This is a genomic window from Pseudomonas sp. MH10 (assembly GCF_034353045.1).
In the GTDB taxonomy this organism is placed as follows: Bacteria; Pseudomonadota; Gammaproteobacteria; order Pseudomonadales; family Pseudomonadaceae; genus Aquipseudomonas.
Window position 1 is genome coordinate 2,805,309 of sequence record NZ_CP133783.1, and the last position, 17,151, is coordinate 2,822,459.

General features: G+C 55.1%; 16 protein-coding genes and 2 tRNA genes. 1 reads left to right on the top strand and 17 read right to left on the bottom strand.

Annotated features, from left to right (window positions below):
- Positions 1-18: 18 nt before the first annotated feature.
- The 16 genes from RHM59_RS12575 to rlmE all read right to left on the bottom strand — a co-directional run bounded on the left by RHM59_RS12575 (position 19) and on the right by rlmE (position 16,306).
- Positions 19-801 carry a hypothetical protein gene (locus RHM59_RS12575; protein ID WP_322167632.1) on the bottom strand — a complete coding sequence of 261 codons (783 nt, stop codon included), beginning with the start codon at positions 799-801 and terminating at the stop codon, positions 19-21.
- Positions 802-985: 184 nt separating this feature from the next.
- Entirely contained in the window at positions 986-3,091 is a 2,106-nt protein-coding gene (pnp, locus tag RHM59_RS12580; RefSeq protein ID WP_322167631.1) for a polyribonucleotide nucleotidyltransferase, read from the bottom strand.
- 176 nt (positions 3,092-3,267) lie between these two features.
- Entirely contained in the window at positions 3,268-3,537 is a 270-nt protein-coding gene (gene rpsO / locus RHM59_RS12585) for a 30S ribosomal protein S15 (RefSeq protein ID WP_299832411.1), read from the bottom strand.
- A gap of 118 nt (positions 3,538-3,655) precedes the next feature.
- Positions 3,656-4,573, bottom strand: coding sequence for a tRNA pseudouridine(55) synthase TruB (gene truB, locus RHM59_RS12590; RefSeq protein ID WP_322167630.1), 918 nt, complete (start codon positions 4,571-4,573; stop codon positions 3,656-3,658).
- 5 nt (positions 4,574-4,578) lie between these two features.
- Positions 4,579-5,007 (bottom strand): 30S ribosome-binding factor RbfA, encoded by a 429-nt coding sequence (gene rbfA / locus RHM59_RS12595; protein WP_297843241.1) that lies wholly within the window; start codon positions 5,005-5,007, stop codon positions 4,579-4,581.
- Between the two features lie 160 nt (positions 5,008-5,167).
- Complete coding sequence (infB, locus tag RHM59_RS12600; protein ID WP_322167629.1) at positions 5,168-7,684, bottom strand: translation initiation factor IF-2; 2,517 nt, start codon at positions 7,682-7,684, stop codon at positions 5,168-5,170.
- A gap of 27 nt (positions 7,685-7,711) precedes the next feature.
- Positions 7,712-9,193, bottom strand: a complete 1,482-nt coding sequence (nusA, locus tag RHM59_RS12605; RefSeq protein WP_322167628.1) for a transcription termination factor NusA — start codon at positions 9,191-9,193, stop codon at positions 7,712-7,714.
- A gap of 48 nt (positions 9,194-9,241) precedes the next feature.
- Positions 9,242-9,700: a ribosome maturation factor RimP gene (rimP, locus tag RHM59_RS12610; protein ID WP_322170719.1), complete on the bottom strand. Its 459-nt coding sequence runs from the start codon at positions 9,698-9,700 to the stop codon at positions 9,242-9,244.
- 129 nt (positions 9,701-9,829) lie between these two features.
- Positions 9,830-9,906: transfer RNA gene (locus tag RHM59_RS12615), tRNA-Met, on the bottom strand.
- 95 nt (positions 9,907-10,001) lie between these two features.
- A tRNA-Leu gene (locus RHM59_RS12620) sits at positions 10,002-10,087 on the bottom strand.
- Between the two features lie 42 nt (positions 10,088-10,129).
- Positions 10,130-10,513 carry a preprotein translocase subunit SecG gene (gene secG, locus RHM59_RS12625; protein ID WP_322167627.1) on the bottom strand — a complete coding sequence of 128 codons (384 nt, stop codon included), beginning with the start codon at positions 10,511-10,513 and terminating at the stop codon, positions 10,130-10,132.
- 4 nt (positions 10,514-10,517) lie between these two features.
- A complete protein-coding gene (tpiA, locus tag RHM59_RS12630) occupies positions 10,518-11,273 on the bottom strand; it encodes a triose-phosphate isomerase (RefSeq protein ID WP_322167626.1) in 756 nt (251 codons plus the stop codon).
- A gap of 66 nt (positions 11,274-11,339) precedes the next feature.
- Positions 11,340-12,677, bottom strand: coding sequence for a phosphoglucosamine mutase (glmM, locus tag RHM59_RS12635; protein ID WP_322167625.1), 1,338 nt, complete (start codon positions 12,675-12,677; stop codon positions 11,340-11,342).
- Between the two features lie 16 nt (positions 12,678-12,693).
- A complete protein-coding gene (gene folP, locus RHM59_RS12640; RefSeq protein ID WP_322224154.1) occupies positions 12,694-13,545 on the bottom strand; it encodes a dihydropteroate synthase in 852 nt (283 codons plus the stop codon).
- An 8-nt stretch (positions 13,546-13,553) separates the two neighbouring features.
- On the bottom strand, positions 13,554-15,464 hold the full coding sequence (ftsH, locus tag RHM59_RS12645; RefSeq protein ID WP_322167623.1) for an ATP-dependent zinc metalloprotease FtsH: 1,911 nt from the start codon (positions 15,462-15,464) through the stop codon (positions 13,554-13,556).
- Positions 15,465-15,655: 191 nt separating this feature from the next.
- Positions 15,656-16,306 (bottom strand): 23S rRNA (uridine(2552)-2'-O)-methyltransferase RlmE, encoded by a 651-nt coding sequence (gene rlmE / locus RHM59_RS12650; protein ID WP_322167622.1) that lies wholly within the window; start codon positions 16,304-16,306, stop codon positions 15,656-15,658.
- 105 nt (positions 16,307-16,411) lie between these two features.
- On the opposite strand from rlmE, the gene RHM59_RS12655 reads away from it, so the two are divergent.
- The gene (locus RHM59_RS12655) at positions 16,412-16,720 is read left to right on the top strand and encodes a YhbY family RNA-binding protein (RefSeq protein ID WP_322167621.1); all 309 of its coding nucleotides are present in this window, start codon (positions 16,412-16,414) and stop codon (positions 16,718-16,720) included.
- Positions 16,721-16,732: 12 nt separating this feature from the next.
- On the opposite strand, the gene RHM59_RS12660 is transcribed toward RHM59_RS12655, so the two are convergent.
- Positions 16,733-17,137 (bottom strand): MFS transporter, encoded by a 405-nt coding sequence (locus RHM59_RS12660; RefSeq protein WP_416194782.1) that lies wholly within the window; start codon positions 17,135-17,137, stop codon positions 16,733-16,735.
- Positions 17,138-17,151: the final 14 nt, after the last annotated feature.

A 17,151-nucleotide genomic window follows, 5' to 3' on the forward strand; every position in this document is an offset into this window, starting at 1 on the left:
CTTGGATTATTAAGTGGGTTATTTCGTGATCTGTGCAGAGGTACGGCTGCCAACGGTGATTTGCGCCACCGCCACCAGGATTACAATCACGGTCAAGAAGAGGGCGCTGGTCCACATAGCGCCCATGCCGAAACCGCCATAGGTTTTGGCTTGGGTCAGCAGATCGCCCAGGGATGCGCCAAAAGGTCGAGTCAGGATGTAGCCGATCCAGAAGGTCAAGACAGCGTTGCCGCCAAGGCGCCAGGCGATGTAACTGAGCGCAATCAAAGCACCGAAAATCATCGCTCCTAACGTGAACCCGAGGCCCAGCGCTTCAGTCGCCAGATCACCCGCTGCGGTGCCCAATGCGAAGGTGCAAAGGATGGTCGCCCAGTAAAATAACTCTCTACGGAGCGTGGATATCTCGTGGATGGACAGGGTTCGTTCGACTTGATACCAGACCGCAAATATCACCGCCAATGTCACGGCAAACACCCCGGTGCTGACATACAAACTCACGCCCAGGCCATCGGTAAGCAGGTCGGTGATCTGCGTGCCCACCACACTGACCAACACCACCGTTAGCCAGTAAGTCCAGGGCGTATGACGGCGTGTGCGCAGTTGCAGAACCAAGGCGATGGTTAACAGTGCGCCCATCACCCAGCTTGTCAGCCCCTGCCCCCATCCGGCATCGACAGCCAGGTAATCGGCGCCGGTTTCACCGACAGTGGTCGACATGATCTTTATGATCCAGAAAGCTAGGGTGACTTCGGGAACCTTGTTTAACCAGTTTGATATCGAAGGTATTGTCTGGGCGGTCATTGGCTTTAGCTCCTGACGATGCGAGTAGGTCATGCAGCAAGTCTGACCGACGAAACTTAGGCCACCCATAGGAACGTGAGACCAAAAAAAAACCGCTTCCTCAAGAGAGGAAACGGTTTTCTTAAACTGAACCAGAGGCCGGCTTTAGCAACCGGCCCTTAGTCCATATTTAGCGTAGGGCTAATTACACACCGGACGCTTTTGCTGCTGCTACGTCTTTGATCGACAGCTTGATACGGCCGCGGTTATCGACGTCCAGTACCAGTACTTCGACTTCCTGACCTTCTTGCAGAACGTCGGTCACTTTCTCAACGCGAGCATCGCTCAGCATGGAGATGTGAACCAGACCGTCTTTACCAGGCAGGATGTTGACGAATGCACCGAAGTCGACAATGCGCTCAACCTTACCGATGTAGATTTTGCCGATTTCCGCTTCAGCAGTGATGCCCAGAACGCGTTGACGTGCTGCTTCAGCCGCTTCTTTGGTTTCGCCGAAAATCTTGATGGTGCCGTCATCTTCGATGTCGATCGAAGCTTTGGTTTCTTCACAGATCGCACGGATAGTCGCACCGCCTTTACCGATAACATCACGGATTTTGTCGGTGTCGATTTTCATCGCGATCATGGTCGGTGCGTTTTCCGACAACTCGGTACGCGAACCGGCAAGAATCTTGTTCATCTGACCAAGGATGTTCAGGCGCGCTTCCAGGGCTTGGCCCAGAGCGATTTCCATGATTTCTTCGGTGATGCCTTTGATCTTGATGTCCATCTGCAGCGCGGTGACACCTTTAGCGGTACCGGCTACTTTGAAGTCCATGTCGCCCAAGTGATCTTCGTCACCGAGGATGTCGGTCAGGATGGCGAACTTCTCGCCTTCTTTAACCAGACCCATGGCAATACCGGCCACCGGTGCTTTCATCGGTACGCCAGCGTCCATCAATGCCAGGGAAGCACCGCACACCGACGCCATGGAGCTGGAGCCGTTGGATTCAGTGATTTCCGACACAATACGGATGGTGTAAGGGAACACGTCCGCAGCAGGCAACATCGCCTGTACGCTGCGACGAGCCAAACGACCGTGACCGATTTCGCGACGACCAGCACCACCCATGCGACCACATTCACCTACCGAGAACGGAGGGAAGTTGTAGTGCAGCATGAACGGGTCTTTGCGTTCGCCTTCCAGGGTGTCGAGCAACTGTGCGTCCCGAGCGGTGCCCAGGGTCGCTACGACCAGCGCCTGAGTTTCGCCGCGGGTGAACAGCGCCGAACCGTGAGTCTTCGGCAAAACACCGACTTCGATGTTCAAAGGACGCACGGTGCGAGTGTCACGGCCGTCGATACGTGGCTTACCGTTTACGATGTTCTCGCGCACGGTGCGGTATTCGATTTCGCCGAAGGCTGCTTTGACTTCGCCAGCAGAAGGCTGGCCTTCTGCACCGGAAAGCTTGGCAACAATCTGGTCGCGCAACTCGCCCAGACGAGCATAACGCTCGTGCTTGACGGTGATGGTGTAAGCCTGGGAGATCGCGTCGCCGAACTCACTGCGGATCGCGGCCAACAGTTCGGTAGCTTCAGGCTTCGGCTGCCAGTCCCACGTAGGCTTGGCGGTTTCAGCGGCCAGTTCTTTGATGGCGTTGATCACCACCTGGAATTCGTCGTGGGCGAACAGAACGGCGCCCAACATCTGGTCTTCGGTCAGCTCTTTGGCTTCCGATTCAACCATCAATACCGCTTCCGACGTACCGGCAACAACCATGTCCAGGCTCGAAGCCTTGAGTTGCTCGTAAGTCGGGTTCAGCAGATAGCCGGTGCTTTCGTGGAAAGCAACGCGCGCGCAACCGATAGGGCCGTCGAACGGGATACCGGAGATTGCCAATGCAGCCGATGTACCAATCATGGCGGCAACGTCTGGATCAGTCTTTTTGCTGGTGGACAGAACGGTGCAGACAACCTGCACTTCGTTCATGAAACCTTCTGGAAACAGCGGACGGATCGGACGGTCGATCAGACGCGAAGTCAGGGTTTCTTTTTCGGAAGGACGGCCTTCACGCTTGAAAAAACCACCGGGGATCTTGCCCGCGGCGTAGGTCTTTTCCTGGTAGTGGACGGAAAGTGGGAAGAAGCCTTTACCTGCGTCAGCTTGCTTGGCACCGACCACAGTCACTAACACGCTGACGTCGTCGTCAACGGTGACCAATACTGCGCCGGAAGCTTGACGGGCGATACGGCCAGTCTCGAGGGTGACGGTCGATTGACCGAACTGGAATTTCTTGATTACCGGGTTCACGGTTTCCTACCTTCTTTGGTGGCTCTTGGGGGAACTGGTTTCTTGCGAATTCTTGGGCAGTGAAAGGGTTCGGACCTATCGACCGTCCAGATAAAACTTGAGGCTGGAAGCCTGCCAGACCGTTCGAGCAAACCCGAAAAGTCGTGACAAACAACCAACCTCTATCGACATCGCTATTAGCGACGCAGACCCAGACGACCGATCAGGGCGCTGTAACGGCTAACTTCTTTACCTTTCAGGTAATCCAGCAGCTTGCGACGCTGGTTTACCATACGGATCAGACCACGACGTGAGTGGTGATCTTTACCGTTGATCTTGAAGTGACCCTGCAATTTGTTGATGTTGGCGGTCAGCAGTGCAACTTGCACTTCTGGCGAACCAGTATCACCAACAGCTTGCTGGTAGTCGGCAACGATTTGAGCTTTTTCTTCAACGCTGAGTGCCATGTGGGCAATCCTTAATCACGGAAACCGCTCCAGAGAGACGATTTCAATAGGCCGAGGGCAAACCCCCGTATTTTAAAATGAGTTGTGACCGCGCCTACTGACAGCCACCCTCGTTCGGTCATTCTGACCGAATCAATCGACGTGGCGCGATGCGCCCGTCTTCACTCACTTCACCGATACCGATGAAGCGACCTTCATGATCTTGTACACGGACCATACCGAATTGCGGCGCGTCCGGTGCTCTGACGGGTTGACCATGCAACCAGTAGAACGAACTGTGTTCCGAAAACTGCAACAGCGGCCAATGCAACAAACCACTGTCTGATGGCATCAGGAAGCGATCAACCGCTTCATTGCCGCCATCGGCGTGTACTTGCTCCAACTCTTCCAACGTGACCGTTTGGGCCAAGCTGAAAGGTCCGGCCTGGGTACGACGCAACTCAGCAACGTAAGCACCACAACCGAGTTTTTCACCAATATCCTCAACCAATGTGCGGATATAGGTGCCTTTGGTGCAATCAACTGCGAGGCGTGCCGTGTCGGCTTCGCACTCAAGCAATTCCAGGCGCGCAATAGTAACAGAACGCGGTTCACGCTCCACCACTTCCCCGGCCCGGGCTAGCTTGTATAACGGCTGCCCATCACGCTTGAGCGCTGAGTACATGGGCGGTATCTGACTGATTTCACCGCGGAAACTCGGTAAAACAGCTTCGATATCGGCACGACCAACGGTCACTGGACGAATTTGTAACACGTCACCTTCCGCGTCGGCAGTGGTGGTTGTTTTACCCAATTGCATCCTCGTTTCGTACGCTTTGTCCGAATCGAGCAAGTATTGGGAAAACTTGGTGGCTTCACCAAAGCACAATGGCAACACACCCGTTGCGAGCGGGTCGAGGCTGCCAGTGTGGCCAGCCTTCTCCGCGTTAAGCAGCCAACGGACCTTTTGCAAGGCGGCGTTAGAAGTGAAACCCAGCGGCTTGTCGAGCAGAATGATCCCACTGACGTTGCGGCGTATACGCTTGACCTGAGCCATTTGCGTTACTCCTTGCTGGTTTCTGGCTTGTCACTGTCTGGCGTAATGCTTTGCGGAGCGCCTTCCGGGTGCTGACCGTCTTCGGCAACAGCACGCTCGATGAGCGCCGAAAGATGGGCACCACGCACGACACTTTCGTCGTAGTGGAAGTGCAGCTGCGGAACGCTGCGCAGTTTCATTTCGCGGGCCAACTGCATGCGCAGGAACCCTGCTGCCGAGTTGAGCACTTTGATGGTCTGCGCTATTTCTTCGGCGCTGTCTTGCCCCATCACGGTCATAAAAATTTTCGCATGACCGACATCGCGACTGACGTCGACGGCGGTGATAGTCACCAGGCCGACGCGCGGGTCTTTGATTTCGCGGCGGATCAACTGAGCCAGCTCGCGCTGCATCTGATCGCCAATACGTTGGGTACGGCTATATTCTTTTGCCATGTCTACTACCTGTCACCGACCTGGGGCGAAAACCCTCACGGTCTGAAAGCGGCAAACGCCCGGCCTGACAAAAGTCAGACCGGGCGTTGCGTTTAGAGCCCATGAACAACCGCCTGGCATTTGCATGCTGCGGTCGACCATGGCTCTTGAAGCTCGCGACTTAGAGGCTGCGAGCCACTTGGACCTTCTCGAAGACTTCGATCTTGTCACCGACTTTGACGTCGTTATAGCTCTTCACGCCGATACCGCATTCCATGCCGGCACGTACTTCGGAAGCGTCATCTTTAAAGCGGCGCAGGGATTCCAGCTCGCCTTCGAAGATAACGATGTCTTCACGCAGTACACGGATTGGACGGTTACGGTGAACAACACCTTCGATAACCATACAACCGGCGATCGCGCCAAACTTCGGCGAACGGAACACGTCACGCACTTCGGCGGTACCCAGGATATTTTCCCGGACGTCGCTGCCAAGCATACCGGTGAGGGCTTTCTTGACGTCTTCGATGATGTCGTAGATCACGTTGTAGTAACGCATATCCAGACCTTCCTGCTCGACTATCCTGCGAGCGCCAGCATCGGCACGCACGTTGAAGCCAAACAGTACAGCGTTGGAAGCCAATGCCAGGTTAGCGTCGCTCTCGGTGATACCACCGACACCGCCACCTACCACACGCACTTGCACTTCGTCGTTGCCCAGGCCATTCAAGGCACCGTTCAACGCTTCCAACGAACCACGGACATCAGATTTGAGGACGATATTAAGCGTCTTCTTCTCTTCCTGGCCCATGTTCTCGAAGATGTTTTCCAGCTTGCCAGCGTGAGCACGAGCCAGTTTGACTTCGCGGTACTTGCCTTGACGGAACAGAGCCACTTCACGGGCTTTCTTCTCGTCCGCCAGTACGCTGAGTTCATCACCCGCTTCCGGAGTACCGTCCAGGCCGAGAATCTCGACAGGGATGGAAGGACCGGCTTCCTTGATCGACTTGCCGTTCTCGTCGAGCATGGCGCGGATACGGCCATAGTTCGAACCGACCAGCACCATGTCGCCTTGGCGCAACGTACCGTCTTGAACCAGAACAGTTGCAACCGGACCACGACCTTTGTCGAGACGCGATTCAACTACAACGCCACGGCCAGGAGCCGATGGAGTTGCTTTCAGTTCCAGTACTTCGGCTTGCAACAAGACCGCTTCAAGCAGTTCGTCTACACCAGTACCCACTTTCGCGGACACTGAAACGAAAGGCGTGTCGCCACCCCATTCTTCAGACGTAACGCCGTAAACAGACAGCTCGCTACGGATACGATCGAGATCAGCACCCGGCTTGTCGATTTTGTTCACTGCTACAACCAACGGAACACCGGCGGCCTTGGCATGTTGAACAGCTTCGATGGTCTGCGGCATAACGCCGTCGTCCGCAGCAACAACCAGAATCACAATGTCGGTGGCCTTGGCACCACGGGCACGCATTGCAGTAAACGCAGCGTGACCAGGGGTGTCGAGGAAAGTCACCATGCCACGGTCAGTTTCGACGTGGTATGCACCGATGTGCTGGGTGATGCCGCCGGCTTCGCCCGCTGCAACCTTGGCACGACGGATGTAGTCGAGCAGCGAGGTTTTACCATGGTCAACGTGGCCCATTACGGTCACTACTGGCGCACGGGAGAACGTCTCACCTTCGAACTTCAGCGATTCGGCCAACGAATCTTCCAGGGCATTGTCGCTGACCAGTTTGACCTTGTGGCCCAACTCTTCGGCGATCAACTGGGCAGTTTCCTGATCCAGCACCTGGTTGATGGTCACCGGAGTGCCCATCTTGAACATGAACTTGATGACTTCAGCAGCCTTGACCGACATCTGTGCCGACAATTCGCCGACAGTGATGGTCTCGCCGATGGCAACGTCACGAACTACAGGGCCGGTTGGGCTCTGGAAACCGTGAGCGTTACGCTTCTTCAGCTTGGCCTTGCCACGACCGCCACGACGGAAGCTGTCGCTTTCTTCGTCGGTGGTACGAGGCGCAACACGTGGCGCAGGCGCTTTCTCTTTAACAGAGGCGCGATGCGGCGCGTTTTTACGGTCGCCATCACCGCCCGTGCTACGACGATTGTTATCGTCGGCACGTGGCTTGTCTGGACGACGCTGTTCGTCATTGCGTTTGCGAGCATCAGCAACCGGTGCAGCTGCAACCGGCGCTTCACGCACAGGCTCAGCAACAGGAGCAGGAGCGGCGGCTACGGCTGGAGTCGATTGCGCAGCAGCAGGCTGGTTACGCGAATCTTCTTCGGTACGACGCTTGGCTTCTTCTTCGGTTTTCTGACGCGCAGCGTTTTCTACAGCACGACGCTCATCAAGCTCACGCTTGCGCTCGGCTTCGATTTCTTCCGGGCTGCGTTGTACAAAGACTTTCTTCTTGCGCACTTCAACGCTGATGCTTTTGCTGCCAGCAACGCGCAGGGTGCTAGTGGTTTTGCGCTGCAAAGTGATCTTGCGCGGCTCTTCCACTTTAGCCTTGTGACCGCTTTTCAAATGCGTCAACAGGGCTTGTTTCTCTATGTCGGTCACAACTTGCTCGGCGGCGGTGTGCGGCAGACCTGCCTCACGCATCTGCTGTAACAGGCGCTCTACCGGTGTGTCGACCACTGTGGCCAGTTCTTTCACCGTGACTTGCGTCATGCACTTCTCTCCTCAGGCCGCGCCTACTTACTCGAACCAATGGGCTCGGGCGGCCATGATCAACTTGCCGGCACGAATATCGTCAATGCCGTCGATGTCGAGCAGGTCGTCAATAGACTGCTCGGCCAGGTCTTCGCGGGTAACTACGCCGCGCACCGCCAGTTCCATCGCCAAATCCTTGTCCATACCCTCAAGCGAGAGCAGGTCTTCGGCCGGATGGGCGTCTGCCAGCTTTTCCTCAGTAGCGATGGCTTTAGTCAACAACCGATCCTTGGCCCGAGCGCGAAGCTCGTTGACGGTTTCCTCGTCAAAGCCGTCGATGTTGAGCATTTCTTCCAACGGTACGTAGGCAATCTCTTCCAGGCTAGTAAAGCCTTCATCAACCAGCACCTGGGCAAGGTCTTCATCGACTTCCAGCTCTTCGATGAAGTTGCGCAAGATGTCGCCGGTCTCTGCTTGCTGCTTAGCCTGGATGTCCGATTCGGTCATGACGTTCAGGGTCCAACCAGTCAACTGGCTAGCCAAACGAACGTTCTGACCGCCGCGACCAATGGCCTGAGCCAGATTGTCAGCGCCAACGGCGATGTCCATAGCATGGGCATCTTCGTCGACGATAATCGCCGCTACTTCAGCAGGCGACATGGCGTTAATTACGAACTGCGCCGGGTTGTCGTCCCACAGCACGATATCCACACGTTCGCCGCCCAATTCGCCAGAAACAGCTTGAACGCGCGAACCACGCATGCCGATACAAGCACCTTGCGGATCGATTCGTTTGTCCTTGGAGCGAACAGCGATTTTTGCACGCGAACCTGGGTCACGAGAGGCAGCCATCACCTCGATGAGACCTTCGGAAATTTCCGGCACTTCAATCCGGAACAGCTCGATCAGCATCTCTGGCGCAGTACGCGACAAGATCAACTGTGGCCCACGGTTTTCAGTGCGGATTTCTTTAAGCAGTGCACGAACGCGAACACCTACGCGGAAGGTTTCCCGCGAAATAATGTCTTCACGCGCCAGCAATGCTTCGGCATTGTTACCCAGGTCGACGATGACATTGTCACGCGTAACCTTTTTAACGGTGCCGGAAATGATTTCGCCCAGACGCTCGCGGTAGGCATCTACCACTTGAGCACGTTCGGCTTCCCGAACCTTCTGCACGATGACCTGTTTAGCAGTCTGCGCAGCGATTCGACCGAACTCGATGGAGTCGATTTTAATTTCAACTACATCACCGGCAACTGCACCCGGCTGTTTTTCCTGAGCTTGATCTACAGCCAGTTCGTGTGCCGGGTCGTCGAGATCTTCATCTTCAACAACTGTCCAGCGCCGGAACGTCTCGTAGTTACCCGTCTGGCGATTAATCTCCACACGCAGTTCAACTTCATCTTCAAAACGCTTCTTGGTAGCAGTGGCAAGAGCCAGCTCCAACGCTTCAAAAATAACACCTGCCGGAACGCCCTTTTCATTGGACACCGACTCAACAACCAGCAGTACTTCTTTGCTCATCGTACGCCTCGCCTTTCGCAAGCCATTTGGATCCGCGGGATCCGCGTCTCAGTCAAAACTGGGAATAATGTTGGCTTTGTCGATCAAGTCGATCGGCAACAAGAATTCGTGGTCCTCTACCTGCACCACGATGTCCTGCTCCTCCACCCCGCGGAGAAGGCCCTGAAAGTTGCGACGACCCTCGAAGGGTGAACGCAACTTTATTTTCACTTGATCGCCGGCGTGCAAGGCAAACTGTTCAAGAGTGAACAGAGGGCGTTCCATACCAGGAGAAGAAACTTCAAGCGTGTATTCAACGGCAATCGGATCTTCTACGTCCAAAACACCGCTGATTTGACGGCTGACAATGGCGCAGTCATCCACCAAAACGCCGCCTTCTTTATCAATATAAATACGTAACAGTGAATGGCGACCTTGAGCTGAAAACTCAATCCCCCAGCATTCATAGCCCAGGGCCACGACCACCGGGGCCACCAAGGCCTGCAACTGTTCTAGCTTGCTCGACACCTGAACCCCCTTGTGCATGCGATGCAAATAAAAAATGGGCGAAACGCCCATCCCTGAAACGCCGTCGAATAGCGGCGTTATAAACTGTCCAGCTAACAAAAAGCCCCTAAAAAGGGGCTCCGCTAAAACTGGTTGCGGGGGCCGGATTTGAACCGACGACCTTCGGGTTATGAGCCCGACGAGCTACCAGACTGCTCCACCCCGCGACAAAGCTGGGGCGGAAGTATACGACCGATCCCTTACAGGGTCAATCGAACCTCCACCTACAGGAAAGCCCGCTATTGCGGGCTTTCCTGACAATTGGTACCGAGAAGGGGACTCGAACCCCTACACCCATTGGGCACAACCACCTCAAGGTTGCGTGTCTACCAATTCCACCACCTCGGCAATACAACTTTTTGGCGACCCTGCATCAGTCGCCTGCCCTACTTATTTCTGCTGTGGCGCTTGAGGTACGTCAGCAGGAACAACTGCTGGCTTTTGCGCTTCGAGCACCGGCACATCACTTACTACCGGTTTTTTCTGTGGTACTTCCAATACCGCTGGATCTGGCAAACCTACCTGAGTCAGCTGGTGAGCTTTCTCTTTAGCAAAGTAACCTAACCCCAAGCTGGTTATGAAAAAACCAGCCGCGAGTATAGCAGTAAATTTACTGAGAAAGGTAGAGGAACCTTGGCTTCCGAATACAGTATTTGAAGCACCTGCACCGAAAGACGCACCGGCGTCCGCACCCTTGCCCTGCTGTAGCAATACCAGAGCGATAACACCCAGGGCGCCCAACAGATGAAAAACGACTACGACTGTTTCCAGCATTTTTTCAGTTTCCCGCGGCGCGACAGATCGCACCGAACTCATCTGCATTCAGGGACGCTCCACCAATGAGCCCCCCATCGATATCCGGCATGCCGAACAGTTCAGCCGCATTGGCCGCCTTCACGCTGCCGCCATAAAGAAGTCGCACACCTTGCGCGACTTCAGCATTCTCTGCCGCCAACTGCGCACGAATGGCTGCGTGCACTTCCTGCGCCTGTTGGGGCGATGCAGTCAACCCGGTGCCTATAGCCCAGACTGGCTCGTAAGCGATGACTGCATTTACAAAAGCACCGACACCCAGCTCTTCGATGATGCTACCGAGCTGACGTCCTACCACTTCAAGCGTCTTGCCCGCCTCGCGCTGTTCAAGGGTTTCCCCCACACACAGCACTGGCGTCAAACCACACGCCTGAGCAGCCGCAAACTTGCGATTAAGCAACTCGTCATGCTCGCCCATTATCTGGCGGCGCTCGGAGTGTCCGATCAACACCAACGTACAACCCGCATCAGCCAGCTGACTCGGTGCAATTTCACCGGTCAGAGCACCTTGCGATGATTCTGCCGCTGAGTTTTGCGCACCCACAGCGATTGCCTTGCCACTTAGCCCGTCAATCACTTGATTCACGTACAAAAAAGGCGGAAAAACCGCTACATCAACACCGCTCGGCAAGACCAGATTACGAAGGCCTTTGGTCAGCTCAGCGACGCTGGCGCGGGTACCGTGCATTTTCCAGTTACCGGCTACCATAATGCGACGCATGCTATACCTCGTCGGTCAAAGTGGGCGCAGATGTTACCCAACCGCAACAACACTGGCAAGCCGAAATCAGGCGCAAACTTCAGTAACCAGTTTTACCAGCTCATCCGCATATCTATGAACCATCACCTCATCGTCACCTTCAACCATTACGCGCACCAACGGCTCAGTGCCAGACTTACGCAATAGCACACGGCCACGACCTCCCATGGCGGCCGTAACGCGCTGACATGCCTCTTTGACGGCCGGATGCTCAACAGGGTCGATGTCACCGGCATAGCGCACGTTGACCAGCACCTGAGGGCACTTGCGCAACGATTGACGCGCCAGCGCCAGGCTTTCACCGCGACGACGCAAGGCCAGCAGCACTTGGAGTGCGGCAATAATCGCATCGCCCGTCGTCGTGTGCTGGAAGCAAACGATATGCCCCGAATTTTCACCACCCAACTGCCAGTTACGCTCGAGCAGCTCAGCGGTCACGTAACGGTCACCGACACTTGCACGGACGAAAGGAATATCAAGCTCGGCAAAAGCGAGTTCAACACCCAGATTGGTCATCAAGGTGCCAACCACACCACCTTGCAGTTTGCCTCGCTCCTGCAAATCACGGGCAATGATAAACAAAAGGTCATCACCTTCAACAAGCGCACCCGTGTGATCAACCATCAAGACTCGATCGCCGTCACCGTCGAAGCCGATCCCGAGATCAGCCTGTTCGGCCAGCACTGCGGCTTGCAGGTTACCCATATGGGTCGAACCACAGTTGTCATTGATGTTCAGACCATTGGGTTGCGCAGACAGTACCGTGACCTGAGCGCCCAACTCGCGAAATACATTGGGGGCGACTTTGTAGGTAGCACCGTGCGCGCAGTCGATCACCAATTTCAGGCCGGCGAAATCGGTACTGGTCGGAACGCTGCTTTTGCAAAATTCGATATAACGACCCGCGGCGTCGTTGATGCGTGACACTTTGCCAAGCTTATCCGACTCCACTACCGTCATCGGCGTGTCGAGCAGTTCCTCGATCATCATTTCTACTTCGTCTGGAAGCTTGGCGCCCAGACCGGAGAAAAACTTGATCCCGTTATCATGATGCGGGTTGTGCGAAGCGCTGATCACGATGCCCGCTTCGGCGTGAAAGGTTCGGGTCAGATAGGCGATCGCCGGCGTAGGCATAGGCCCTAGCAGCATGACGTCTGCGCCTGCAGCAGAAAGACCGGCTTCCAGCGCTGATTCGAACATATAGCCTGAGATTCGCGTGTCTTTACCCACCAAAACCCTGCAAGCACCTAGTCGGCGAAACGCGATCCCGACAGCCCAACCGAGTTTAAGCATGAACTCCGGAGTGATCGGGAACTGACCTACTCGACCACGAATACCGTCGGTACCAAAATATTTTCTAGTCATAGATGCTCCCTCATTCTTATTCAGCCGACTCGACAGCGGCAATCATGCGCACCACGTCGATGGTTTCGGCAACATCGTGCACACGCAAAATGCGCGCACCCTTGATCATGGCCATCGCGGCCAAGGCCAAGCCACCAGAAAGTCGTTCTGTGACAGGGCGCCCAAGGGCCTGCCCGATCATGCTCTTGCGCGACACGCCGACTAACAACGGCCTTCCCAGGGCATGCAAATCTTCCATATGCTTAAACAAGCTCAGGTTGTGCTGGAGATTTTTTGCGAAGCCAAAACCCGGGTCAAGAATGATTCGCTCATGAGGAATTCCAGCCCCTGCACACTGCTCCATCCGCTCGACCAGAAAGCTCCGCACTTCAGCCATAAGGTCCTGATACCGAGGATTGTCCTGCATATCCCCCGGCTCACCGCGCATGTGCATCAGGCACACAGGCAAACCGGTAGCAGCCGCAGCATCCAAAGCACCGTCTCGACGCAACGAGCGGACGTCGTTGATGAGTCCGGCACCCAAGCGAGCCGTTTCCCTAATCACCGCAGGAGTGGAGGTATCGACCGATATAATCACATCCAGCTCTCGACTTATAAGTTCGACCACCGGTGCAATTCGCTCAAGCTCTTCAAGCGGGGATACCACTCGCGCGCCAGGCCGAGTGGACTCACCACCCACATCAATAAGCGTCGCACCCGCCGTGACCATTGCTTGGGCATGGCGCAACGCGGCATCGCGATGACTGAAACGACCGCCATCGGAGAAGGAGTCAGGAGTGACATTCAGGATGCCCATAACATGCGTATGGGCTAAATCAAGAACCCGATTGCCGCAAGGCAACCGGGTTGGGTACAGCGCAGAAGTCATGTCAGACCTTAGAGTTCAGCAGCAGGACCGCCGATAGGCGCTTCTGGACGCGGGTCCAGCGGAGCTACCGGAGTACCAGTACCCGAGCCGCCCTGACCCCAATCACGAGGTTCGCGAGGAGCACGACCCGCCATGATGTCGTCGATCTGTTCCGCATCGATGGTTTCATACTTCATCAACGCATCAGCCATGGCGTCCAGCTTGTCACGGTGATCGGTCAAGATCTGCTTGGCCGAGCCGTAGCACTGATCAATGATGCTACGAACTTCCGAATCGATAAGTCTTGCAGTCTCGGCTGAGACGCTAGAGTTCTGACCACCACCGCCTCGACCCAAGTACATATCATTTTCATCTTCGGCATACATCAACGGGCCTAGCTTCTCGGACAGGCCCCATTTGGTGACCATGTTCCGGGCAATTTGACTGGCCCGCATGATGTCGTTAGATGCACCGGTAGTAACACCGTCAAAACCCAACGTCATCTCTTCAGCGATACGCCCGCCATAAAGCGAACAAATCTGGCTGATCAGCGCGCGCTTGGACAGGCTGTAGCGATCTTCCTCAGGCAGGAACATCGTTACACCCAGCGCCCGACCACGAGGGATAATCGACACCTTGTAGACCGGATCATGCTCAGGCACGACTCGACCAACAATTGCGTGACCCGCTTCGTGATACGCGGTATTACGCTTTTCTTTCTCGGACATGACCATGGACTTGCGCTCGGCGCCCATCATGATCTTGTCTTTGGCCAGTTCGAACTCTTTCATCTCAACGATGCGTTTACCGGTGCGAGCAGCGAACAGCGACGCTTCGTTGACCAGGTTGGCCAAGTCAGCACCGGAGAAGCCTGGCGTACCACGGGCGATCACACCTGGGTTGACGTCTTCGCCCATGGGCACTTTACGCATGTGAACTTTGAGAATTTGTTCGCGACCGCGAATATCGGGTAGTCCAACCACAACTTGACGGTCGAAACGGCCTGGACGCAGCAAAGCCGGGTCAAGTACGTCAGGACGGTTTGTGGCAGCAATGACGATGATGCCGTCATTCACTTCAAAGCCGTCCATCTCAACCAGCAACTGGTTAAGTGTTTGTTCGCGCTCGTCATGACCACCGCCCATGCCTGCACCACGATGCCGACCGACTGCGTCGATTTCATCGATGAAGATGATGCACGGCGCATGCTTCTTGGCTTGTTCAAACATGTCACGGACACGACTTGCGCCGACACCCACGAACATTTCAACGAAATCAGAACCGGAAATGGTGAAGAACGGCACCTTGGCTTCGCCGGCGATTGCCTTGGCGAGCAAGGTTTTACCGGTACCCGGAGGTCCGACCATCAATACGCCACGAGGAATTCGTCCGCCCAGACGTTGGAACTTGCCCGGATCGCGAAGGAATTCAACCAGCTCGCCAACTTCTTCTTTGGCTTCATCGCAACCGGCAACATCGCCCAGCGTGGTCTTGACCTGATCTTCGGAGAGCAGTCGTGCCTTACTCTTACCGAAGCTCATCGGCCCGCCTTTACCGCCAGCACCACCCTGCATCTGCCGCATGAAGAACATGAAGACGGCGATGATCACCAGGATCGGGAAGCTTGCTACCAATAGCTGAGTCCAAATGCTCTGCTGCTCTGGCTGCTTACCTTCGATAACCACGTTGTTATCAACCAAGTCACCAATCAGGCCGTTGTCCTGAATTGCAGGACGAATGGTCTTGAAGGTGTCGCCATCAGCGCGTTTACCGGTGATGACGTAGCCGTCTACGGCAACCTTCTCGACCTTGCCATCCTTAACCTGCTGGATGAACTCGGAATAATTGAGGGTTTGCGGCTCGTTTGGACTGGAGAAGTTGTTCATCACTGTCACGAGGACAGCGGCGATGATCAACCACAGGATCAGATTCTTTGCCATATCGTTCAATTAGCTACCCTCTGAAGCAAGCTCCACGCAGGAGCGTGCCTCGCATGATTTCACCGGCCTAACTTACTACATTACCTGCGGGTGTTGCAGGCGCCGTCTGTAACCCTTTGTGAAACTTTGACTACACGATGTTCGTTTATGCTTCGCTGACAGGCTATTAAATAAAAGCTATCGCCTCTACATCAAAGCCGCTCATCGCTTTCAGCCCCTTTAATGCCGCGGAATCCACGACCCAACAAGTACTGCTCACGGGACCGATCACGGGAAGCCGCCGGCTTGCGCATCTGGACCTTGTCAAACACTTGGCGAACCGACTTGTGGAACACGTCGAAACCATCGCCCTGGAAAACCTTGACCAGGAAATCGCCACCTGGGCGCAAGACCCGACCAGCTAAATCAAGCGCCAACTCGCATAAAAACATCGCGCGCGGCATGTCAACAGCAGCCAGTCCACTCATATTGGGGGCCATATCGGAAATCACAAGGTCTACTTGTGTATTACCGACCGCTTCGAGGATTTGTGCCAGCACAACATCCTCGGTGAAGTCACCTTGAATAAAGGTCACATCCGGGATGCTGTCCATCTCAAGAATGTCCGAAGCGATCAAACGCCCCTGACCACCGATCAGACGACTGGTGACTTGCGACCAACCACCAGGCGCAGCACCGAGGTCGATTACGGTCATTCCCGGACGGATCAGTCGGTCCTTCTCCTGGATCTCTAGCAGCTTGTAACTGGCGCGCGAACGGTAGCCATCTTTTTGCGCCATTTTGACGTAATGGTCATCGAAGTGTTCTCTCAACCAGTTATGGCTTGTTTTGGAACGGGCCACGGGCCACCTCAAAAAATAAACGAGTCGTGATTAACTGGGCGGTCCCGGACTCGCTCGGGTAAACTGGCCGCCGCTTTTTACAAGATCAGACGCAGGGGTCAGATTATGCCGCTCACTCAAGAGCAGAAGAAACAGTACAAATCTATTGGTCACCATCTGAAACCGGTATTGACTGTGGCTGACAATGGTTTGACTGAAGGTGTTGTAGCCGAACTAGAACGCGCATTGAGCGATCACGAGCTGATTAAAATCAAGCTCAACATCCTCGACCGCGAAAGCCGCCTGGCGCTCATTGCAGAGTTATGCAAAGTCGGCAAGGCAGACCTAGTACAAATCATCGGTAAAATGGCGTTGATTTATCGCAAGAACGCCAAGGTAAACAAGCTACTGTCCAACGTACACCGCGCCGTATAACTGTATAAGAGGTCAAGGGCGTGCATTGTGCGCCCTGCCACTTTCACCCGGTATCGGCTGAATAACCAGCAGTAGACCGGACAACGCTAACACCAGGTAACTCAACAATTGCCAACGCACAGCGTCCGGCAACCATCGATACAGCACGTAATGGCTGGCTGAAGCCAAGGTCGCAATCACCAACAATTGCCCGCGCACATCAAGCCAAAGACTTGACAGGCGCTCGACCTGTACCAGCACAATCATCTGCAACGCCGCGCAAAAAGCCGCGAAACCTACCAGCAACGCTCCCGACAGATTTGCAACCTCATCAATCAGTAACGGCGCCAGCCCTGCCTGATCAAGCACCGTCAACATCGCTAGATGCAGCAGTACAAGACCGCCCACCCAGAGCGTTTGAGCGACTTGCCAGATGATTGCGCCCGCACGTA

Excerpts from the sequence above, each read along its gene's own strand:
- RHM59_RS12575 (WP_322167632.1), bottom strand. The coding sequence starts at position 801 with ATGACCGCCCAGACAATACCTTCGATATCAAACTGGTTAAACAAGGTT.
- rpsO (WP_299832411.1), bottom strand. The coding sequence starts at position 3,537 with ATGGCACTCAGCGTTGAAGAAAAAGCTCAAATCGTTGCCGACTACCAG.
- truB (WP_322167630.1), bottom strand. The coding sequence starts at position 4,573 with ATGGCTCAGGTCAAGCGTATACGCCGCAACGTCAGTGGGATCATTCTG.
- rbfA (WP_297843241.1), bottom strand. The coding sequence starts at position 5,007 with ATGGCAAAAGAATATAGCCGTACCCAACGTATTGGCGATCAGATGCAG.
- infB (WP_322167629.1), bottom strand. The coding sequence starts at position 7,684 with ATGACGCAAGTCACGGTGAAAGAACTGGCCACAGTGGTCGACACACCG.
- nusA (WP_322167628.1), bottom strand. The coding sequence starts at position 9,193 with ATGAGCAAAGAAGTACTGCTGGTTGTTGAGTCGGTGTCCAATGAAAAG.
- secG (WP_322167627.1), bottom strand. The coding sequence starts at position 10,513 with ATGCTGGAAACAGTCGTAGTCGTTTTTCATCTGTTGGGCGCCCTGGGT.
- tpiA (WP_322167626.1), bottom strand. The coding sequence starts at position 11,273 with ATGCGTCGCATTATGGTAGCCGGTAACTGGAAAATGCACGGTACCCGC.
- glmM (WP_322167625.1), bottom strand. The coding sequence starts at position 12,677 with ATGACTAGAAAATATTTTGGTACCGACGGTATTCGTGGTCGAGTAGGT.
- folP (WP_322224154.1), bottom strand. The coding sequence starts at position 13,545 with ATGACTTCTGCGCTGTACCCAACCCGGTTGCCTTGCGGCAATCGGGTT.
- ftsH (WP_322167623.1), bottom strand. The coding sequence starts at position 15,464 with ATGGCAAAGAATCTGATCCTGTGGTTGATCATCGCCGCTGTCCTCGTG.
- RHM59_RS12655 (WP_322167621.1), top strand. The coding sequence starts at position 16,412 with ATGCCGCTCACTCAAGAGCAGAAGAAACAGTACAAATCTATTGGTCAC.